Below are 19,224 nucleotides of genomic sequence, written 5' to 3'. Positions count from 1 at the left end.
CTTCATGGTGGCACACTCCCGAGCGTGCCCGACGACGCCTCCGCCACCCCCTCCCCCGCTCCCGCCGAGGGCCTGCGGACCTCGTTCGACGGAGGCGTCCTGACCGTCACGCTCGACCGCCCGGAAGTGCTCAACGCGCTGTCCGGGGCGATGTCGCTCGGCATCGCCGAGACCCTCGAGCGCGCCGGGTCCGACGACGACGTGCGGGTCGTGGTGCTCACCGGCGCGGGCGAGGCGTTCTCCACCGGCGCCGACATCGGCGGCACCGACGCCCACGAGCGGTTCGACGTGCGGGCCATGGACGTGACGAGCCGGATGGTCCGCGCCATCACCTCCTGCGACAAGCCCGTCGTGGCCGCGGTCAACGGCGTCGCCGCCGGCGTCTCGGCCTCCCTCGCCCTGGCCTGCGACGTCATCGTGGCCCGGCACTCGGCCGCCTTCCTGCTGCCCTTCTCCCGGATCGGGTTCATGGTCGACGGCGGCGCCTCGGCCACCGTGGCCGCCGCGATCGGGCGCGCCCGCGCCATGCGGATGGGCCTGCTGGCCGAGCCGCTCTCGGCGACCGAGGCCTACGACGCGGGGCTCGTCACCCACCTCGCCCCGGCCGAGCCGACGTCGGCGTACGACGACCTGGTGGCGACGCTCGTCGGCCGCCTCGCCGCCGGCCCGCCGCTCGCGCTCGCCGCGACCAAGCGCGCGGTCAACGCCGCCACCCTCCACCGCCTCGACGACGCCCTCGACCGCGAGCGCTCCGGCCAGACCCTCCTCATGCGCACCCACGACGTCGCCGAGGGCATGCGGGCCTTCTCCGAGCGCCGCAAGCCGGTCTTCCGCGGCGAGTAGCGGCTCGACCGGGGATAGTGCGTCACCCCGTCAACCTCGCTGAACCCGGGCGAGGTTGATGGGGTGACGCACTATCGGGTGCCCACCCCCCAACAACCGTTTGACAGTACGCCGCCGCGCGGGCCACCATGACCGTCCAACGAGTCTTGGGGGGTGGTCGGGGTGGCCGACGACGAGGGCCGGGTCAGCGCGCTGCGGGCGACGGCGCACCCGGTGCGGCTGCGCATCCTGTCGCTGCTGACGGGCACGGCGATGAGCGCGGCGGAGGTGGCGCGCGAGCTGGGCCTCACCCACGCCAACGCCTCCTACCACCTGCGGACGCTGGTGGCGGCCGACGAGCTCGTCGAGGCGGGCGAGGAGCGCATCCGGGGCGGGGTGGCCAAGCGCTACCGCTACCCGCACGAGCGGCGGGGCCACCACCCCGACCCGGCCCGGCAGGTCAGCACCACCGACGACGACCGGGTGGCCTACGCCCGCGCCTCGGCCCAGGAGCTCGAGCGACGGGTGCTGCTGCGCCGCCCGCGGCGGCCGCAGCGCACCAGCGACCTCGAGGGCTGGGTCGACGAGGAGACCTGGACCCGCGCCCTGGACCTGCTCGAGGAGGCCTCGATGCTGCTGCACGAGGCCAACCGTCCGCCGCGCACGCCCGGCACGCTGCACGTCAGCCTGACCACCTGGGCCTTCGAGATGCGCAGCGACGAGCCGCCCGTGGAGCAGTCATGACCTGGCGCGAGTCCCTCTCCCCGCTGCGGAGCCGGCCCTTCCGGTTCTACTTCGCCTCCCGCGCCGTCAACATCGCCGGCAACGGCATGGCCACGGTCGCGCTGGCCTTCGCGGTGCTCGAGGCCACCGACGACGACCCCGGGGCGCTGGGGCTGGTGCTGGCCGCGCACACGGTGCCGATGGTCGTGCTGCTGCTGTGGGGCGGGGTGCTGGCCGACCGGTTCCCGCGCACGGTGGTGCTGCAGGTCTCCAACCTCGTCTCGGCCGCCACCCAGGGCGCCATCGCGGCGTTGGTGGTCACCGGCACGGCCGAGCTGTGGATGCTCGTCGCGCTCAGCGCCGTGCACGGCACCGTCTCGGCGGCCGGGCTGCCGGCGATGGCGAGCATCATGCCGTCGGTCGTGCCCCGGGAGGACCTGCAGCGGGCCAACGCGCTGGTCTCGCTGGTGCGCTCCGGGCTTGTCGTCATCGGCCCGACCCTCGGCGCCCTGCTCGTGGTCAGCGTCGGCCCCGGCTGGGCGCTGGCCGTCGACGCCCTGACCTGGCTGGTGGCGGCGCTGCTGCTCGGGTTCGTCCGGGTGCCGCCCCGCGAGCGCAAGGACACCGGCGCCAGCACCCTCACCGAGCTGCGCGAGGGCTGGTCGTTCGTCCGCTCGACGCCGTGGTTGTGGGTGGTCGTGCTGGCCTTCGGCGTGCTCAACATGATCCACGCGGGCGCCTGGCTCACCCTCGGGCCGCTGCGCGCCAAGGAGACGATCGGCGAGCAGGGCTGGGGCCTGGTGCTCTCGGCCGAGGCCGTGGGCCTGCTGCTCATGACCCTGGTCATGCTGCGCGTGCCGCTGCAGCGGCCGCTGTTGTGGGGGATGGTCGGCGTGGCCACGCTCGGCCTGCCCATCATCGTGCTGGGCGCCCACCCCTCCCTGGCCCTGCTGGTGGTCGCGGGCCTCGTGGCCGGCGCGGGCACCGAGGTGTTCGGCATGGGCTGGAACCTCGCCATGCAGGAGAACGTCCCCGACGACATGCTCTCCCGCGTCTACTCCTACGACATGCTCGGCTCGTTCGTGGCCATGCCCGTGGGGCAGGTGCTCATCGGTCCGGTCGCGGTCGCCTTCGGCTACGGCGAGGTGCTCGTGGTCGCCGGCACCGTCTATGTCGTGCTGGCGCTGCTGGTGCTGCTCTCCCCCGCCGTACGGCGGCTGCCGCGGGCCGCGGTCGCCCCGGCCGACACATCCGCGCAACACGTCGGCTGACGTCGGCCGCAGGACGCCTCCCCCCGTAACGCGACGGACGCGGCTCCGTAAAGCGGTCTCCCTAGCGTCGCCGCGACGGCCAGCGGGCCGTCGTGACGACAGGAGACACCGTGAGGCACCCCCGCCCCTCGAGTCGACGTGGATGGGCGATGGTGCCGCTGCTCGCGGCCCTCGTCCTCCCGGGCACCACGTCGATGCCGTACGCCGACGCCGCCGGAGCGACCGCTCCGGCCGGCGTACCGGCCGCCGCCACGCCGGCGTCGGTCACCACCGCAGCCACCGACGACCTGGTGCTGCCCGACCCGATGGACCGCGGTGACCTCACGCCGCTGACGGTCCAGGAGGTGAAGCTGGGCCTGGCCGCGCTGCACGAGCCCGACTCCGCCGGCGGGGCGCCGACGCCGCGCACGGCCTCGGCCGCCGAGCAGCTGGAGATCCGGGGCGCGCTCTACCACCCCGACTTCTCCCAGCGCACCGAGCCGTCGCCGCTGGTCGTGCTCGTGCACGGCAACCACGGCTCGTGCGACGCCGGCCAGGACACCGCGACCGCGAGCTGCGCGCAGTTCAAGCGCAACGAGGCCGGCTACGCCTACCTCGGCGAGAACCTCGCGACCTGGGGCTACACCGTCTTCTCCCTCTCGCAGGACCAGCTGATGATGCGCCAGGACAACCCCAAGGGGAAGGGCATGCACCAGCGGCGCATGCTCATCGCCGCCGCCCTCGACGCCCTGGGCGCGGCCAACAGGGGCACCCTCGCCGACGGCCCCGGCGTCACCCCGGGCGTCAGCACGCTGCTCGGCGGGCACCTCGACATGACCCGCATCGGCCTCATGGGCCACTCCCGCGGCGGCGACGCGGTCACCAGCTTCATGGACTACAACCGCATCCGCACCGACGGCCCGCGCTACCCCCTGCGCGGCGTCATCTCGCTCGCGCCCGTCGACTACGAGCGCAAGGCGCCGTACGGGTCGCCGTACATGACGATCCTGCCGTTCTGCGACGGCGACGTGTCCAACCTGCAGGGCGCCCGGTTCTTCGAGCGCAGCCAGTACGTCAAGGGCGACGACCCGTTCCCGCGCATCCAGTCCTCGCAGCTCGGCGCGATCCACAACTGGTACAACACCGTCTGGTACGCCGACGGCGGGGCCGACGGCCAGGGCAACAACGACGCGGCCTGCGGCAACTCCGCCCCGTTCGCCGACACCAACGTCCACCCCCGCAACATCCGGCTCAGCGGTGCGGCCAGCTCCACCGACCCGGCCGGCAACTACGTCATCGACAACAGCGACACCTACAACCCGCTGGTCAACACCAAGATCTCCGGCGACCCGGCACGGATGGGTGACCAGGAGAAGATCGGCCTGGCCACGATGTCGGCGTTCTTCCGTCGGTACGTCGGCGGTGAGGGCGCGTTCGAGCCCTACATGACCGGCGAGCTGTCCGACACCGAGTCGCACCGCCAGATCCCCGCGAGCGCGTGCCCGACCAGCGAGTCCGGCACCCGGATCGACTGCGAGGAGTACGTCTCGACCAGCTACTTCCCGGCCGCGACCGAGCGAGTCGACGTGATCCGGCCCGAGATCGAGAACCCCCTCGGCCTCAACGCCATGGGCGGCAGCCTCAGCGGCTCCGGCTTCGTCAACCCCTACCGCGCCGACGGCGGCGTCTCGCCGCGACCGGCCACGACGACGGGCGGCTTCGACTGGTGCAACCCCGAGCCCGACGACTTCGCGCCGGCCCAGCTCGGCAAGGGCTCGCTGCCCACCGCGGCCAAGGCCTGCCCGCTGCCCGCGGCCACCGCGCTCGGCGGCCAGGGCAACGGCATGCGCGAGCAGGCACCGGTCAACCACTCCTACGGCCGCCAGCTCGCCCTGGCCTGGGAGCAGGGCCAGGCGGCCACGCTCACCGCCGACGTGCCGGCGGCCTCGGCCGACGTGAGCGGCCTGAAGGCCCTCGCCCTCGGTGCCGACGTCAACTTCTGGGACCTGCGCAACCCCGGCGCCGACCAGCGCGGGGACAGCACGCGCACCGGCACGTCCCCGGCCTTCTCCTGGCCCAACGAGGGGCCGACGTCCTACGACCCGACCAGCACGACGCAGGACTTCGTCATCGCGCTCACCGACACCGAGGGCCGCGAGGGCACCGTCAAGGCCGGCGACGAGCGGTGGGGCAACGCGCTGCACATGTCGACCGGCACCAACACCCCCAACACCCACGTCGTGCTCGACCAGGTGCGGGTGCCGCTGGCCGAGTTCGCCGCGCAGGGCGTCGACCTGACCTCGATCGACGCCGTCGAGCTGCGCTTCGGCGTCGAGGGCACCCCGGCCTCGGGCTCCATCCAGGTCGCCGACGTGCGGTTCCAGGAGGGCGTCGAGACCCCGCTCGTGCTCTCCGACGGCACCGCGGTCGACCAGGGCGCGGGCTCCGGCCCGGTGGCCTCCGGCCCCGACCCGGCGGCCGAGCTGACGGCGTACGACGCCACGCCGGGCGCGGTGCGGCTCCACGACACCGTGGCCGACGCGCGCAGCAACGCCACCTGGGTCGTCGACGACGACCGGGCCCAGTGCCCCGGCGCGAGCACGACCTCCATCCAGGCCGCGGTCGACCTCGCCGCCCCGTGGGACACGATCGTGGTCTGCGACGGCGTGTACGAGGAGTCCTCGACGCCCGTCTCCGGGCCCGGCAACCCGGTCGCCACCGGCGCGCGCAACGGCCTGACCATCACCAAGCCGCTGAAGATCAAGGGCACCGGCGCCGACAGGGTCACGATCAAGCCCGACCCGTCGATGGAATCGCTCGAGGGGCTGCGGCCCTACCTGCGCGATGGCGGGGGCAACGTCGTCACGGTCTCGCGGCAGTCGCTGGGCTCGACCGACACCAACGAGATGTTCGTCGACATCTCCGGGGTCACCGTCACCTCGGGCGACACCTGGGCCGAGGCCGGCATCGCCTTCTTCGGCGCGGCCGGACGGGTCTCGCAGAGCAAGGTCGGGCCGCTGCGCAGCGCGACCACCGCCGCCGAGCTGGCCGAGCACCCGCACGGCTGGGGCATCGTCAAGACCGGCGTGGTCCAGGGCGCGGGCCCAGGCACCGTGGAGACCGAGCTGACCGTGGCCGACAGCCTGGTCACGGGCTACCAGTCGGGCGGCATCCTCCTCGACGGCGCGAAGGGCCCCGACGGGGCGCCGGCCAACGCGGTGCGCACCGGCGTCGAGCAGCACGGCTACGTCACCCGCACCGTGGTGACCGGCCGCCCGAGCAGCGTGGTGCCGCAGACCGGCATCGCGTTCACCAGCGGCAGCGACGGGTTCGTGCGGTCGAGCCGCATCAGCGGCAACTACTTCCGCCCCGACCCCACGCGGTCCCACGGCCTCCTGCTCCGCGACGCCGGCACCGACACCGGCGCCGGGCTCACGGCCTCGGGCCTGTCGCTGACCGGCAACGGCTGGGCGGCCTACCACGCCACGGCCGACGGCACGACGGTGCGCACGACCAACCCGTTCGTCGTCTCGTCGAGCTACTTCGGGCCGGTCGCCCCGGTGGCCGGTGGTCCGGGTGACCCGTCGACCGGCGCCGAGGCGATCTCTGGCTCGGGCTCGGTGACCACCCCGTCGCGGGTCTCCACGACCCCGGCCGCCGTGCCGACGACGTACGGCGCCGTGGTCGACGCACCCCCGACGGTGGCGGTCATCGACCCGCTGCCCGCGGGGCCGGCGACCCAGGTCGCGGCCGGTGAGGCCGTCACGCCGCTGGTGCGGGCCCGCGACGACCTCGCGGTCTCCTCGGTCACCCTGCTCGTCGACGGCCGGCCGGTCGACACGGTGCGCCGTGCGCCGTACGCGCCGACGTGGACGCCGGGGGCCGACCTGGCCGGCACGGAGGTCGTGCTGACCGCCGTGGCCACCGACTCCGCGGGCCGGACCACGACCTCGGCGCCGCTCACGGTCGAGGTCGCCGAGGATCCGGTCACCCCGCCGCCGACCCCACCGACCCCGCCGACCCTGCCGGCCCCCGCGGTCTCGGTCTCGATCGTGCAGCGCCAGCCGGGGTCGGGACGCCTCAAGGTCGCGGTGGTGGCCAACCGCGCCGGCACGGTCCGGCTCAGCGGCGGCAAGGTCCTCACCCGGACCGCCACCCTGCCCGCCGCCGGCACCCGCCGGATGATCGTGCAGGTCAAGCCCGCCCTGCGGCGCCAGCTCGACCGGCGGGGCCGGGTGCAGGTCACCGTGCTGGTCACGCTCGCCACGCCCGACGGCACCGCGAGCGTGCGCAAGACCTGGGTGGTGCGCAAGCGCTAGGGACGGCTCCCTGCAGCACGGACGGCCCCGGCGCGACCTGCGCCGGGGCCGTTCAGCACCACTTCGCGGTGACGGCGCGGACGACGGTGACGTTGCGGTTGGTCGCGGGGCCGACGAGCTTCTCGACCCGCGCGATGTCGGAGGCCCGCGAGGCGAGGTAGTCGGTGGGCAGGAGCAGGTGGGCCGCCCGACCCTCGACGTGCACCGTCTCGGCGCCGCCGGCCAGCGCGGTGAACGCCTCGACCGCCGCCGCGTCGGGCTCGTGCTTGAGCAGCCACACGTAGTGCCGGCCGTCGTGGCCGGCGCCGACCTGGTCGGCCGTGGCCGCGACCTCCCGCAGCTCGGCGACGGTGAAGGCGATGGTCGGGACGGCGAACCCGCGGTCGGCCTCGTACGCCGCCTCCAGGGCCGACTCGATCCGGGTGCGGGAGCGCATCGAGGTCTCGAGGCGCACGTTGCCGGTGTTGATGTGGGTCGCGACGCCGGTGAAGCCGGCCGCCTCGGTCGCGGCCACGATCGCGTCCTTGGGGAACTTCCGGGTCGCCCCGAGGTTGATCGCCCGCAGGAACGCCACCCAGGTCGCCACGCGCGCAGGCTACCGGCTGTCTCGTGGGTCACAGGCGGTCGAGATGCATAGGAAACCTATGTAACGTGGGGGCACGTGACACCCCCGACCACCGGCTCCCACGTCGACCCCGCCGTCGCGCTCGGCGGGGAGCTGGTGACCCACGCCGCCCGCCTGGTGCGGGCCGTGCGGCGCAAGCAGGACCTGGCCGCCGGCGTCCGCGTCCTGTCGCTGCTCGACGAGCACGGCCCGCTCGGCGTCTCCGCGCTGGCGCGGGTCGACCGCTGCTCGCAGCCGACCATGTCGGCCACGGTCCGCGACCTGGTGGCCGACGGCTGGGTCGTCAAGGCCGCCGACCCGGGCGACGCCCGGGCCTCGGTCGTGAGCCTGTCCCCCGCCGGTCGCGCCGAGCTGGGCCGGGTCCGCCGGCGCAGCGGCGAGGCCGTGGCCGCCCGGCTGGCCGCCGGACCGCACACCCCCGACGAGCTGGCCACGGCGGTCGCCGTGCTCCGCGACCTGCTCGCCCACCCCGACCCCGAAGGGAGCTCCCTGTGACAGCCACCGCCGACAACAGCGCGCACCACACCGCGCGCCACACCGCGCACCACCCCGAAGCCGAGGCCGAGCCGCAGGGCTCGTTCCTCGCCCAGCCCCGCGCGGTGTGGGCGGTCGCCTTCGCCTGCGTCATCGCCTTCATGGGCATCGGGCTGGTCGACCCGATCCTCAAGGACATCGCCGCCCAGCTCGACGCCACGCCGAGCCAGGTCTCGCTGATGTTCACCAGCTACATGGCGATCATGGGCGTCGCGATGCTCGTGACCGGCGTCGTGTCCAGCCGCATCGGGCCCAAGCGCACCCTGCTCGCCGGGCTCGTGCTCATCATCGTCTTCGCCGGCCTGGCCGGCGCCTCCGACACCGTCGGCCAGATCGTCGGCTTCCGGGCCGGCTGGGGCCTGGGCAACGCGCTGTTCGTGGCGACCGCGCTCTCGACCATCGTCACCGCCTCGGTCGGCTCGACCGCGCAGGCCATCATCCTGTTCGAGGCCGCGCTCGGCATCGGCATCGCCTCCGGGCCGCTCGTGGGCGGCCTGCTCGGCGAGCAGTCGTGGCGCGCCCCGTTCTTCGGCGTCTCCTGCCTGATGGTCGTCGCGCTGGTGGCCACCTCGTTCCTGCTGCCCAGCACGGCGCCGACCGGTCGTCGTACGACGCTGGCCGACCCGTTCCGGGCGCTGAAGCACCGCTCGCTGCTGCTCATCGGCGTGACGGCGATCTTCTACAACATCGGCTTCTTCACCGTGCTCGCCGCCGGCCCCTTCGCCCTGCCCGACGCCGGCATCCTGCAGATCGGGTGGATCTTCTTCGGCTGGGGCCTGCTCCTGGCCTTCACCTCCGTCGTCGTCGCGCCGGTCGTGCAGCGGTGGATGGGCACGGTGCCCGCGGTCATCACGGTGCTGGCGCTGTTCGCCCTCGACCTGGCGGTCATGGCCGTCCTCACCGACCACACCGCGGTGGTCACCGGCGGCATCGTGCTCTCGGGCGCGTTCATCGGCGTCAACAACACCCTCGTCACCGAGGCCGTGATGGGTGCCGCTCCCGTCGAGCGCCCGGTCGCCTCGGCCGCCTACTCCTTCCTCCGTTTCACCGGCGGCGCCGCCGGCCCGTTCGTGGCCCTCAAGCTCGGCGAGGACGTCTCCTCGCACGCGCCGTTCTGGTTTGGCGCGGCCGCGGTCGCGGTCGGCGTCGTCGTGCTGACGCTGGGCAAGCGCACCGTCGAGGGCCGCACCCCGCACTCCGCCGCCGGCAGCGAGACCGAGGCCGCCGCGGTGCTGGTGGGCGACCAGGCCTGAGTCCGCCGGTCGCCGCGCCCCACGGGGTCGATCCGTCCGACCAGGTCGGACGGATTGACCCCGTCGTCGTGCGCGCGCAAATCCGGTCGCGGACGGCCGCTCGACCGGCGTACGGTCTGCGACGGCGGGATCAGCAGTCGTCCCGGTGTGCCGGATGACGGTCCTGCGCGTCGTACCCCGCCACGGTGGCGCAGCTGTTCACTGCACAGGGTTCGATCCCCTCCCACGGAGGCCGGGCCCGGGCGACCACGTGGACGTCGCCAGCGGCCCGGCCGGTCAGCACGACGGCCGGCGTCCCGCGGCGACCTCGTGCCCGGCCCCGGCCTCCCGCCCTGCCCCACCCGCACCACCTCACGCCGCACCCCGACGCCTCGGAAGGAGGCCGCCATGTCCCACCTGACCGTCCCCGCCACCACGTGCTCGATCGAGTACGTCGACGGGGTCCGCACCCGCGTCCTCCCGCCCGGACGGCACCGGGTCCCTCGCCGCTCGACCCACGTGTCGGTCTCGCTGCGCGAGCAGCTCGCCACCACCGCGCCCCAGGAGGTGCCGACCGCTGACGGCGTGAGCGTCAAGGTGACCGCTGCGTTCCGGTGGGCGGTCGGTGACGCGGTGGCCTTCTGCGAGACCGCCGACGACCCCGTCGGCGTCGTCCACCTCGCCGTGCAGCTGGCGCTGCGGGCCTCGCTCCTGGAGACCGAAGCCGAGTCCGTCGTACGCCGGGCGCGGGCCGAGCTCGACGGCCCGCTGCTCGACGCCGCGCGGACCGCGGGCGCGCAGGTCGGCGTCGACGTGCGGGCGGTCGAGGTCAAGGACGTCGTGCTGCCGGCCGACCTGCGGGCGGCGCACGCCGACCTGGTCGCCACCCGGGCCCGGGGCCAGGCGCGGCTCGAGGCGGCGCGGGCCGAGACCGCCGCGCTGCGGTCGCTGGCCAACGGCGCGAAGCTGCTCGACGCCCACCCCGCCCTCGCGCGGCAGCGGCTCGTCGAGGCGCTCCCGCCCGGTTCGCGGGTCGAGATCGTCGCGCCCGAGGCCTGAGGCTGGGGCGAGCGCGGGTGGCGGTGGGCTGGCGACCGTTCCGCACGGCGGACCGGTCGCCAGGTCACCCCACCCCCGAGACCCTCAGCCCCAGGGCCGCATCCGCACCTTGGTGACCCGGATGCCGAGCACGACCCGCACCTGGTCACGGCCGCCGAACCACGGGTAGGGCTTGCCGGTGTAGCGCTGGGAAAGGGCCTCGATGTGCTCGGCCCCGCCCTCCTCGGTCGCCGAGACGACCTCGCCGTCGAGCGACCAGTAGCTGAACGGGTCGTCGGGGTCGAGCACGGCGAGCCCGACCCGCGGGTCGCGCTCGACGTTGCGCAGCTTCTGGTAGCCGCGGACGGTGTTGACTAGGACGAGCTCGCCGTCGGTGTCGACCCAGGTCTGGGTCAGGTGCGGCTGCCCGTCGGGCATGGTCGTGGAGACGAGGCACGGGCTGGGCCGGCGCAGCAGGGCGGCGAGGTCGTCGGGGAGGTCCATGCCCCCGACGCTAGACCTCTGTGGCACGCCGGCCCGTCCCCCGCACCACTGGTGGTCATGGGCGGGAGGAAGTGCGCAGAAGTGGCAGTTTCTCCGCTTAACCGGAGGTTCTGCCGCCGGTGGCCGACTCCCGGCCCATAACTGCCACTCCTGGTGGGGAAATCCCGCTCAGAAGTGGCAGTTCCTCCGGTTGACCGGAGGTTTTGCCACCGCCGGAGCCGCCGCTACAGGTTCCCGCGCAGCTCCTGCTCCCGCTCGATGGCCTCGAAGAGCGCCTTGAAGTTGCCCTTGCCGAAGCCCAGCGAGCCGTGCCGCTCGATGAACTCGTAGAACACCGTCGGCCGGTCACCCATCGGCTTGGTGAAGATCTGCAGCAGGTAGCCGTCCTCGTCGCGGTCGACGAGGATGCCGCGCTTCTTCAGCTCCTCGATCGGCACCCGCACCTTGCCGATCCGGGCGCGCAGCTCGGGGTCGTCGTAGTAGGAGTCGGGGGTGTCGAGGAACTCGATGCCGTTGCCGCGCAGGATGTCGACGCTGCGCAGGATGTCGTTGGTGGCCAGGGCGATGTGCTGGCAGCCGGCGCCGTCGTAGAACTCGAGGTACTCGTCGATCTGCGACTTCTTCTTCGCGATCGCGGGCTCGTTGAGGGGGAACTTCACCCGGTGGTTGCCGCTGGCCACGACCTTGCTCATCAGCGCGGAGTAGTCGGTGGCGATGTCGTCGCCGATGAACTCGGCCATGTTGGTGAAGCCCATGACCTTGTTGTAGAACTCGACCCACTCGTCCATCCGGCCGAGCTCGACGTTGCCGACGCAGTGGTCGACGGCCTGGAAGAGGCGCTTGGGGTGGCCCTGGCGGCGCTCGACGGTGGTCGTGCGGGCGACGTACCCGGGCAGGTAGGGGCCGGAGTAGCGCGAGCGGTCGACGAGGGTGTGCCGGGTCTCGCCGTACGTCGCGATCGCGGCGGTGCGCACGGTGCCGTGCTCGTCGGTGACGTCGTGGGGCTTGACCAGGATCGTGGCCCCGACGGAGCGGGCGTGCTCGATGCAGCGGTCGACGTCGGGCACCTCGAGGGCCAGGTCGACGACGCCGTCGCCGTGCTTGCGGTGGTGCTCGTGCAGCGGGCTGTCGGGGGTGACGCCGCCGGTGAAGACGAACCGGGCGCTGCCGGAGCGCAGCACGTAGGACTTCGACTCGCGGTGGCCGTTCTCGGGGCCGCGGTAGGCCTCGAGCTCCATGCCGAGGGCGAGCTGGTAGAACGCCGCGGTCTGGGTGGCGTTGCCGACCACGAAGCAGACCGCGTCCATGGCGGTGACCGGGAACGGGTCGCGGCTGGCGTCGTACTCGACGAGGCCGACGAGTTCCTTGAGCTGGTCGAGGGTGAGGTCTGCCTTGAGCTCGTCCGGGGTCAACGTCATGGCCACAGCGTCTCGGTCAGGCGACAAGGTGTGCAACAGTGTCGCGACGCGCTGGACAGGTTGTCCAGCCGGGGAGGGCAGGATGGACGAGCTGGACCGCAACCTGATCACCCTGTACGCCGCCGAGCCGCGCGTCGGGGTCCTCGAGGCCTCGCGGCGGCTCGGCGTGGCCCGGGGCACCGTGCAGGCGCGGCTCGACCGGTTGGTCGCCACGGGCGTGGTGACCGGGTGGGGTCCGGAGCTGTCGACGGCGGCGCTGGGGTTCCCGGTGACGGCGTTCCTGACGCTCGAGATCAGCCAGTCCTCGGGTCACGAGACCGTCGCGGCTCACCTCGCGTCCGTGCCGGAGGTGCTCGAGGCGCACACCATCACCGGCGCCGGCGACCTGTGGTGCCGGGTGGTCTCGCGCTCCAACGCCGACCTGCAGCGCGTGATCGACCGGGTCGTGGCGGTCCAGGGCGTGCAGCGCGCCTCGACGGTGATGGCGCTGGCCGAGCAGGTGCCCTACCGCGTGCTCCCGCTGGTGGAGTCGACGACGTGAGGACGGTCTGGGAACGGATCACCGCCACCCAACCCCTCCCCGACCCCGGCCTGGTGCTCGTCGCCGGACTGGTCGCCCTGGCCCTCGTCGCACTGCCCGAGACCTGGCGCTGGGTGCGGCTCGGCGTCACCGTCGTCCACGAGGCCGGCCACGCCGTCGTCGCCGTGCTCGTCGGACGGCGGCTCCAGGGCATCCGGCTGCACCGCGACACCTCCGGGCTCACGGTGTCGAAGGGGCGCCCGGCCGGGCCCGGCATGGTCGCGATGCTCGCCGCCGGCTACCTCGCCCCCGCCGTCGTCGGCGTCACCGCGGCCCTGCTCCTCGCCGAGGGCCGGGCCGTGGCCCTGCTCTGGCTGGCCGTGGTCCTCCTGCTCGCGCTGCTGGTGTGGGTCCGCAACGCCTACGGCGCCGTCACGTTGCTGGCCTTCGGGGCCGCCGTCGGCCTGCTCACCTGGTACGCCGACCCGGCGGTGCAGTCGCTGGCGGCGTACCTCGTGGCCTGGCTGCTGCTCCTCGCCGCGCCGCGCCCGTTGCTGGAGCTGCTGGCCGCCGGCCGGCACGGGCGTCGGGGGTCCGACCCCGACCAGCTGGCCCGGCTGACGAGGGTGCCCGCGGTCGCGTGGTGCCTGGTGATGCTGGCGGCCAACCTCACCGGCCTGACCGTCGGCGCGGCCCTGCTCGCACCCGACCTGCTGGCGCGGGTCGGCTGAGGCGCAGCCGTCGGCCCGTCGTCTCCTAGCGGCCCGGGTCGTCGAGCACGTCCCGCCAGGAGTGCTCGGGCTCGTAGCCGAGCACCCGCCGGGCCTTGTCGATCGAGTAGAACGTCTCGTCGCGGCCCATCTCGCGGCGCACCTCGACCCCGTCGTAGAAGCGGTCGATGACCTCGGCGGTGGTGGCGGCGACCGACATGTCGGCGTTGGCCACGTTGAACACCTCGAAGCCCAACCCGTCGGTCTCCAGGCACCGCAGCACGAGCTGGCCGAGGTCGCGGGTGTCGATGTAGGCGAACAGGTTGCGCCGACGCAGCGCGGGGTCGGCCAGGAAGGCGGGGAACTTCTCGGCGTACTCGTGCGGCTCGATCACGTTGTTGATGCGCAGGCCGTAGACGTCGGCGCCGGTGCGGGCGTGGAAGGACCGCGCGGTCACCTCGCTCGCGACCTTCGACATGGCGTAGGAGTCCTCCGGCACCACCGGGTGCTCCTCGTCGACGGGCACGTAGAGGGGCTTGCGCTCGCCCTGGCCGAAGCAGACCCCGTAGGTCGTCTCGGAGGAGGCGAAGACGACCTTGCGGACGCCGAGCCGGGTCGCGGCCTCGAGCACGTGGTAGGTGCTGAGCACGTTGGTCGCGTACGTCGCGCTGTCGGCGCTCAGCATCGGCGCGGGCACCGCGGCGAAGTGCACGACCGCGTCGTACGCCGAGCCGCGGGTCAGGTCGAGGTCGGGGTCGTCGAAGTCGGCCTGGGTCGGCACCCCGGCGAGCGCCGAGTACGTCTGGCCGGCGTCGGTGAGGTCGACCCGCAGGTCGGTGACGTCGGGGTGGCCGAGCGGGGTGAGGTCGGCGTTGGTGACCTGGTGGCCCTGGGCGGCCAGGAAGGGGGCCACGTGGTGACCGGCCTTGCCGCTGCCGCCGGTGAAGAAGATGCGCATGCCCTCCAGGCAACCAGGGCCGACCGGAGGACCGCACGCCCCGCGGGGTGGGCGGTCAGGCCGGGAAGACCATGCAGCTCGACGTGGCGTGCGCGACCTGCCGGCCGGACGCGTCGAGGAGCACGGCCTCGGCCAGCGCCGTGCGCCGACCGCGGTGGATGACCCGCCCCTCGGCCCGCAGCCGGCCCGACTCGACGGTGACCGCGCGCAGGAACTTCACCGTCAGGTCGAGCGAGGTGTAGCCCTCCCCCACGGCGAGCGTGGAGTGCACCGAGCAGCCGGCCGCGGTGTCGAGCAGGGTCGAGATGACGCCCCCGTGCACGGTGCCCAGCGGGTTGTAGTGCGCCCGCTGCGGCACCAGCTCGACGTGCCAGGCGCCCTCCCGGCCACCGAACTCCTCCAGGCCGATCGTCGCGGCGATCGGGGCCGGCGGCAGGTCGCCGCGGCCGATCGCCTGCAGTTGCTCGAGGCCGGTCAGGGTGGTCGGGTCGACCGCGGGGCGGCCCGAGGACTGGGTCTGCGTCATGGACCCAGCATCCGATCCCTGGCTGGGTCTGTCAACAAGACCTAGACTGGGACGATGGTCACGTCCGATGCATCCCCGGCCCTCGGCTGGTCCACCGACAACTGCCAGGTCGCTCGCGCAATGGCGGTGCTCGGCGAGCGGCACGCGGTCGTGGTGCTGCGCGAGGTCGTCAACGGCGTGCGCCGCTTCGCCGACATGCAGCGCCACTCGGGCCTGCCGCGCCAGGTGCTGAGCAACCGGCTCGCCCTGCTCGTCGAGCACGACGTGCTGCGCCGCGTCCCCTACCGCGACGGCGCCGCCCGCGAGCGCCACGAGTACCGGCTGACCGACAAGGGCTTCGAGCTCTACCCCGTCCTCGCGGCCCTCGCCGACTGGGGCGCCCGCTGGTACGCCGACCCGGCCGGCCCGCCGGTCGAGCTGGCCCACCGCGGCTGCGGCGCCGAGGTGCACGCGGTCCTCGAGTGCGAGGCGGGCCACCGCGTCGAGCGCCCGCGCGACGTCGTGCCCCGTCCGGGGCCGGGCGCCCTCCCGCGCTGACCCCGGTCGAGAGGACGGCGGTCAGGAGGAGCGGCGGACGGCCCAGTCGCGCACGGCCTCGATGCGGGCGCGGAGCTGGTCGGCGTTGGCCACCGCGGCCGCGGGACCGCCGCACTCCTTGCGGAGCGCGGCGTGGGTGACGCCGTGGGGCTGGCCGGTGCGGTGGTGCCAGGCGGCCACGAGCCCGTTGAGCTCGCGGCGGAGCACGGCGAGCTGCTCGTGCGTCGAGACCTGCTCGACGCTGTCGGCCCCGGCCCCCCGCGCGGCCTCCCGCGCCCGCTTGAGCCCGTCGGCACGGGTCTTCTGGGCCTGGGCGTTGGCGGCCTGGCGCTGCTGGAGCAGCTCCTTCATCTGCGCGGGCTCCAGCAGGCCGGGGATGCCCAGGAAGTCCATCTCCTCCTCCGAGCCGTACTGGTTGCCCTCGTACAGCGCGTGGTCGAACGTCGCCTCCGACCCGAGGGCCTCGAACGGCACCGCCTCGAGGTCGGCCGAGGCGGCCTCGCCGGCCTGGGCCTGGGCGAGCAGGTCGTCCTCGGCGGCGAAGGGGTCGGACTCGTCGATGACGCGCCGCCCGAGCACGTGGTCGCGCTCGACCTCCAGGGCCGAGGCGTGGCCGAGCAGCAGCGGCACCGAGGGCAGGAAGATCGAGGCGGTCTCGCCGCGGTTGCGGGCGCGCACGAAGCGGCCGACGGCCTGGGCGAAGAACAGCGGGGTCGAGGTCGTGGTGGCGTAGACGCCGACGGCCAGGCGCGGTACGTCGACGCCCTCGGAGACCATCCGGACCGCGACCATCCACCGGTCGTCGCTGGCGGTGAACGCGCTGATCTTCTTCGAGGAGGCCTTCTCGTCCGAGAGCACCACGGTCGGCGCCTCGCCGGTGATCGCGCGCAGCGTCTTGGCGTAGGCCCGCGCGGAGGTCTGGTCGGTGGCGATGACGAGCCCGCCCGCGTCGGGCACGTGGCGCCGTACCTCACCGAGGCGCTTGTCGGCGGCCGCGAGCACCGTCGGGATCCAGGAGCCCGCCGGGTCGAGGGCGGTGCGCAGCGCCTGGTTGGTCAGGTCCTTGGTCAGCGGCTCGCCGAGGCTGGCCGCCACCTCGTCGCCGGCACGGGTGCGCCACGACATCGACCCGGAGTAGGCGAGGAAGAGCACCGGGCGCACGACGTGGTCGGCCAGCGCGTGGCCGTAGCCGTAGGTGTAGTCGGCCACCGAGCGCGGGACGCCGTCGGAGCCGGGGGCGTAGGTGACGAACGGGATCGGGTTGACGTCGCTGCGGAACGGCGTGCCCGTGAGCGCCAGGCGCCGCGCGGCCGGTTCGAAGGCCTCGCGCACCCCCTCGCCCCACGACAGCGCGTCGCCGGCGTGGTGGACCTCGTCGAGGATCACGAGGGTCTTGAACCGCTCGGTGCGGATGCGCAGGGCGAGCGGGTTGACCGCGACCCCGGCGTAGGTCACCGCGACGCCGATGAAGTCGCTGGAGATCTTGCCCTTGCCCGCGGAGTACGTCGGGTCGATGGGGATGCCCGCCCGGGCCGCCGCCTCGGCCCACTGCAGCTTGAGGTGCTCGGTGGGCGCGACGACGATGATGCGGTCGACGACCCGGCGCCCGATGAGCTCGGCCGCCACCGACAGCGCGAACGTCGTCTTGCCGGCCCCCGGCGTCGCCACCGCGAGGAAGTCGCGGGGCTGGCGCTCGAGGTAGTCCTTCATCGCCGCCGTCTGCCAGGCGCGCAGCGACGGTGCCGTGCCCCAGGCCGCGCGCTCCGGCCAGGCCGGACCGAGTCCGGAGGTCAGGTGCGGGTCGGCGGGGTCGGTGCCCCCACTCACTCGGCGGAGCCGCCGTCGTCCTGGAGGCTCTCCCAAGCTTCCTTGCACTCGGGGCACACCGGGAACTTCTCCGGGGCGCGGCTGGGGACCCAGACCTTGCCGCACAGGGCGATCACCGGGGTGCCCAGGACCATGGCCTCGGTCAGCTTGTCCTTCGGGACGTAGTGGCTGAACCGCTCGTGGTCGCCCTCGTCGGTCGGGACGGTGCGCTCGTCCTCGCGGACCTTGGTGTCGGTGTCGGTCGACGTGCCGAAGCCGAAGGGAGGAGTCACCCCACCACTGTAGACGCCCGAGCGACTAGTTCATCCCGGGGTCGGCGGGCCGGGTGGCGTGCCAGGCGAGGTCGCCGGGCTGACGCCGCAGCACGTCGCGCCACAGCGTGCTGGTGTCCGCGCGGAAGACGTCGGAGGCCTCTCCGGGCAGGACGTACCAGCTGCCCTCCTCGATCTCGCGGTCGAGCTGGCCGGCGCCCCAGCCGGCGTACCCGGCGAAGATGCGCAGCCCGAGGAGGTCGGCCGCGAGGAGCTCGACGGGCGCGTCGAGGTCGACCAGCGCCAACCGGTCGACGACGGCGCGCAGGCCCGGGGCGTCCTCGTCGTCGTCCCCCCGCAGGGCCACGGCCAGCGCCCCGTTGGTCTCGACCGGGCCGCCCTGGAAGAGCACATCGGGCTCGGCCACGACCTCGGCCCACGGGCCGAGGACCTCCGAGACCGGCAGCCCGGTCGGCCGGTTGAGCACGACCCCCAGGGCGCCCTCGGTGGTGTCGAGGACGAGCACCACCGTCTCGGCGAAGTTGGGGTCGAGCAGCTCGGGCGTCGCCACGAGCAGCATCCCGGGTCGGACCTCGCTCACGGTCCCATCATGCCTTCCCGGACGTGGTGCTCGTACGTGCGAGCGGCGGGGCGCCGTGGGAGGACGGCGCCCCGCCGCTGGTCGGTGGGGGTGCTGCGGGGGTGCTGCGGGGGTGCTGCGGGGGAGCCTCAGGCCGCCAGCACCGAGCGGAGCCGCTCGAGGAAGCTCGGCGCGGGCGCCGGCGCCTCCGTCACGACGGCGAGCTCGCGCATCGCGCGCGCCCGCTCCTCGATGCGGGCGCCCACGGCGGCGGCCTCGGCCTCGCGGCCGACGCTGGCCTGGCCGGCCATGACGGCGAGCAGGGCCCGCTCCTTGCGGGTGGCGATGGTCATGGCGCGGGCCATGGCGTCGTCGACGGGCTCGGCGCGGTAGTGGTCGAGGACGAGCCGGACGCCGGGCAGCTCCTCGCGGGCCTCGCACCAGGCGGTGGCCACGGCCAGCGGGAGGTCGAGCGGCTGGGCCACGAGCTGGCGCTCGATGTGGCCGGCGAGCCGGGTGTGCCACTTGAGCTGGAGGGTGGCCAGCAGGTCGAGGTCGTCGGCGAAGGTCTCGCGGACGCCGTCGACGTCGGTGGGCAGCAGGCCGTCGCGCCGGGTGTTCGCGGTGGCGACGACCGAGCGCAGGATGTCACCCCGAGAGTGGAAGGTCTTCCAGGTCATTGGGAGCTCCTAGGTTCGTGGGGCGTACTCACATACCGCGAGTACGTACTTCGAGTATGCCCCCTCCCGGGACCCATTCCCCACCACCCCTGTGGTGATTCCAGCCTCATCCCGCGTGGGCCGCGTCACGCACGAATCCCGCTCAACCACGGGCTTCTCGGCCATCCCGC

Annotated in this window: 19 protein-coding genes; 10 read left to right on the top strand and 9 right to left on the bottom strand. The window is 73.8% G+C overall.

The annotated features are described in order from the left end of the window. The first annotated feature begins 24 nt into the window (after positions 1 to 24). The 4 genes from FJQ57_RS03245 to FJQ57_RS03230 all read left to right on the top strand — a co-directional run bounded on the left by FJQ57_RS03245 (position 25) and on the right by FJQ57_RS03230 (position 7,114). Positions 25 to 843 (top strand): enoyl-CoA hydratase-related protein, encoded by an 819-nt coding sequence (locus tag FJQ57_RS03245; protein ID WP_246081559.1) that lies wholly within the window; start codon positions 25 to 27, stop codon positions 841 to 843. Positions 844 to 1,005: 162 nt separating this feature from the next. Next, the gene (locus tag FJQ57_RS03240; protein ID WP_139977782.1) at positions 1,006 to 1,566 is read left to right on the top strand and encodes an ArsR/SmtB family transcription factor; all 561 of its coding nucleotides are present in this window, start codon (positions 1,006 to 1,008) and stop codon (positions 1,564 to 1,566) included. Beyond that, positions 1,563 to 2,816: an MFS transporter gene (locus tag FJQ57_RS03235; RefSeq protein ID WP_139977781.1), complete on the top strand. Its 1,254-nt coding sequence runs from the start codon at positions 1,563 to 1,565 to the stop codon at positions 2,814 to 2,816. The genes FJQ57_RS03240 and FJQ57_RS03235 overlap by 4 nt, the downstream gene beginning before the upstream one ends. 149 nt (positions 2,817 to 2,965) lie before the next feature. Then, on the top strand, positions 2,966 to 7,114 hold the full coding sequence (locus FJQ57_RS03230) for an alpha/beta hydrolase (protein WP_139977780.1): 4,149 nt from the start codon (positions 2,966 to 2,968) through the stop codon (positions 7,112 to 7,114). Between the two features lie 52 nt (positions 7,115 to 7,166). Here FJQ57_RS03230 and FJQ57_RS03225 read toward each other — a convergent pair whose 3' ends face one another. Continuing rightward, positions 7,167 to 7,700, bottom strand: a complete 534-nt coding sequence (locus tag FJQ57_RS03225; protein WP_139977779.1) for a DUF1697 domain-containing protein — start codon at positions 7,698 to 7,700, stop codon at positions 7,167 to 7,169. A 75-nt stretch (positions 7,701 to 7,775) separates the two neighbouring features. Here FJQ57_RS03225 and FJQ57_RS03220 point away from each other — a divergent pair, with 75 nt between their 5' ends. The 3 genes from FJQ57_RS03220 (at position 7,776) to FJQ57_RS03210 (ending at position 10,564) form a co-directional block, all read left to right on the top strand. Further along, positions 7,776 to 8,234: a MarR family winged helix-turn-helix transcriptional regulator gene (locus FJQ57_RS03220; protein ID WP_139977778.1), complete on the top strand. Its 459-nt coding sequence runs from the start codon at positions 7,776 to 7,778 to the stop codon at positions 8,232 to 8,234. Further along, the gene (locus FJQ57_RS03215) at positions 8,231 to 9,526 is read left to right on the top strand and encodes an MFS transporter (protein ID WP_139977777.1); all 1,296 of its coding nucleotides are present in this window, start codon (positions 8,231 to 8,233) and stop codon (positions 9,524 to 9,526) included. Before FJQ57_RS03220 ends, FJQ57_RS03215 begins: the two co-directional genes overlap by 4 nt. Before the next feature lie 387 nt (positions 9,527 to 9,913). After that, the gene (locus tag FJQ57_RS03210) at positions 9,914 to 10,564 is read left to right on the top strand and encodes a slipin family protein (RefSeq protein WP_139977776.1); all 651 of its coding nucleotides are present in this window, start codon (positions 9,914 to 9,916) and stop codon (positions 10,562 to 10,564) included. 84 nt (positions 10,565 to 10,648) lie between these two features. Here FJQ57_RS03210 and FJQ57_RS03205 read toward each other — a convergent pair whose 3' ends face one another. Continuing rightward, the gene (locus tag FJQ57_RS03205; protein ID WP_139977775.1) at positions 10,649 to 11,047 is read right to left on the bottom strand and encodes a PPOX class F420-dependent oxidoreductase; all 399 of its coding nucleotides are present in this window, start codon (positions 11,045 to 11,047) and stop codon (positions 10,649 to 10,651) included. A 224-nt stretch (positions 11,048 to 11,271) separates the two neighbouring features. Continuing rightward, positions 11,272 to 12,465 (bottom strand): 4-hydroxyphenylpyruvate dioxygenase, encoded by a 1,194-nt coding sequence (gene hppD, locus FJQ57_RS03200; protein ID WP_139977774.1) that lies wholly within the window; start codon positions 12,463 to 12,465, stop codon positions 11,272 to 11,274. Positions 12,466 to 12,547: 82 nt separating this feature from the next. Here hppD and FJQ57_RS03195 point away from each other — a divergent pair, with 82 nt between their 5' ends. Together FJQ57_RS03195 and FJQ57_RS03190 are read left to right on the top strand one after the other, a co-directional pair. Then, entirely contained in the window at positions 12,548 to 13,006 is a 459-nt protein-coding gene (locus FJQ57_RS03195) for an Lrp/AsnC family transcriptional regulator (RefSeq protein ID WP_139977773.1), read from the top strand. Beyond that, complete coding sequence (locus FJQ57_RS03190; RefSeq protein WP_139977772.1) at positions 13,003 to 13,716, top strand: M50 family metallopeptidase; 714 nt, start codon at positions 13,003 to 13,005, stop codon at positions 13,714 to 13,716. The genes FJQ57_RS03195 and FJQ57_RS03190 overlap by 4 nt, the downstream gene beginning before the upstream one ends. Before the next feature lie 25 nt (positions 13,717 to 13,741). Here the strand turns inward: FJQ57_RS03190 and FJQ57_RS03185 are convergent, their stop codons facing one another. Further along, positions 13,742 to 14,653 carry an NAD-dependent epimerase/dehydratase family protein gene (locus tag FJQ57_RS03185; protein WP_139977771.1) on the bottom strand — a complete coding sequence of 304 codons (912 nt, stop codon included), beginning with the start codon at positions 14,651 to 14,653 and terminating at the stop codon, positions 13,742 to 13,744. A gap of 55 nt (positions 14,654 to 14,708) precedes the next feature. Beyond that, on the bottom strand, positions 14,709 to 15,179 hold the full coding sequence (locus FJQ57_RS03180; protein WP_139977770.1) for a PaaI family thioesterase: 471 nt from the start codon (positions 15,177 to 15,179) through the stop codon (positions 14,709 to 14,711). A 54-nt stretch (positions 15,180 to 15,233) separates the two neighbouring features. Between FJQ57_RS03180 and FJQ57_RS03175 the strand changes: the two genes are divergently transcribed. Next, positions 15,234 to 15,716, top strand: coding sequence for a winged helix-turn-helix transcriptional regulator (locus tag FJQ57_RS03175; protein WP_139977769.1), 483 nt, complete (start codon positions 15,234 to 15,236; stop codon positions 15,714 to 15,716). 21 nt (positions 15,717 to 15,737) lie between these two features. On the opposite strand, the gene FJQ57_RS03170 is transcribed toward FJQ57_RS03175, so the two are convergent. The 4 genes from FJQ57_RS03170 to FJQ57_RS03155 form a co-directional block, all read right to left on the bottom strand. Beyond that, a complete protein-coding gene (locus FJQ57_RS03170; protein WP_246081671.1) occupies positions 15,738 to 17,426 on the bottom strand; it encodes a DEAD/DEAH box helicase in 1,689 nt (562 codons plus the stop codon). Positions 17,427 to 17,539: 113 nt separating this feature from the next. Continuing rightward, complete coding sequence (locus tag FJQ57_RS03165; protein WP_139977767.1) at positions 17,540 to 17,815, bottom strand: DUF3039 domain-containing protein; 276 nt, start codon at positions 17,813 to 17,815, stop codon at positions 17,540 to 17,542. A 25-nt stretch (positions 17,816 to 17,840) separates the two neighbouring features. Then, positions 17,841 to 18,395 (bottom strand): YqgE/AlgH family protein, encoded by a 555-nt coding sequence (locus FJQ57_RS03160; RefSeq protein WP_170219250.1) that lies wholly within the window; start codon positions 18,393 to 18,395, stop codon positions 17,841 to 17,843. A 128-nt stretch (positions 18,396 to 18,523) separates the two neighbouring features. Continuing rightward, entirely contained in the window at positions 18,524 to 19,054 is a 531-nt protein-coding gene (locus FJQ57_RS03155) for a hypothetical protein (RefSeq protein WP_139977766.1), read from the bottom strand. Positions 19,055 to 19,224 lie beyond the last annotated feature (170 nt).

Source organism: Nocardioides litoris (assembly GCF_006346315.1).
In the GTDB taxonomy this organism is placed as follows: Bacteria; Actinomycetota; Actinomycetes; order Propionibacteriales; family Nocardioidaceae; genus Nocardioides; species Nocardioides litoris.
Note: the sequence above shows the minus strand (reverse complement) of the source record. Positions and strands in the feature narration are given on the sequence as shown.

What these genes read in the sequence shown, in the direction of transcription:
- FJQ57_RS03235 (WP_139977781.1), top strand. Translation starts at nt 1,563, where the DNA reads ATGACCTGGCGCGAGTCCCTCTCCCCGCTGCGGAGCCGGCCCTTCCGG.
- FJQ57_RS03230 (WP_139977780.1), top strand. Translation starts at nt 2,966, where the DNA reads ATGGTGCCGCTGCTCGCGGCCCTCGTCCTCCCGGGCACCACGTCGATG.
- FJQ57_RS03210 (WP_139977776.1), top strand. Translation starts at nt 9,914, where the DNA reads ATGTCCCACCTGACCGTCCCCGCCACCACGTGCTCGATCGAGTACGTC.
- FJQ57_RS03205 (WP_139977775.1), bottom strand. Translation starts at nt 11,047, where the DNA reads ATGGACCTCCCCGACGACCTCGCCGCCCTGCTGCGCCGGCCCAGCCCG.
- hppD (WP_139977774.1), bottom strand. Translation starts at nt 12,465, where the DNA reads ATGACGTTGACCCCGGACGAGCTCAAGGCAGACCTCACCCTCGACCAG.
- FJQ57_RS03195 (WP_139977773.1), top strand. Translation starts at nt 12,548, where the DNA reads ATGGACGAGCTGGACCGCAACCTGATCACCCTGTACGCCGCCGAGCCG.
- FJQ57_RS03185 (WP_139977771.1), bottom strand. Translation starts at nt 14,653, where the DNA reads ATGCGCATCTTCTTCACCGGCGGCAGCGGCAAGGCCGGTCACCACGTG.
- FJQ57_RS03180 (WP_139977770.1), bottom strand. Translation starts at nt 15,179, where the DNA reads ATGACGCAGACCCAGTCCTCGGGCCGCCCCGCGGTCGACCCGACCACC.
- FJQ57_RS03175 (WP_139977769.1), top strand. Translation starts at nt 15,234, where the DNA reads ATGGTCACGTCCGATGCATCCCCGGCCCTCGGCTGGTCCACCGACAAC.
- FJQ57_RS03170 (WP_246081671.1), bottom strand. Translation starts at nt 17,426, where the DNA reads ATGAAGGACTACCTCGAGCGCCAGCCCCGCGACTTCCTCGCGGTGGCG.
- FJQ57_RS03155 (WP_139977766.1), bottom strand. Translation starts at nt 19,054, where the DNA reads ATGACCTGGAAGACCTTCCACTCTCGGGGTGACATCCTGCGCTCGGTC.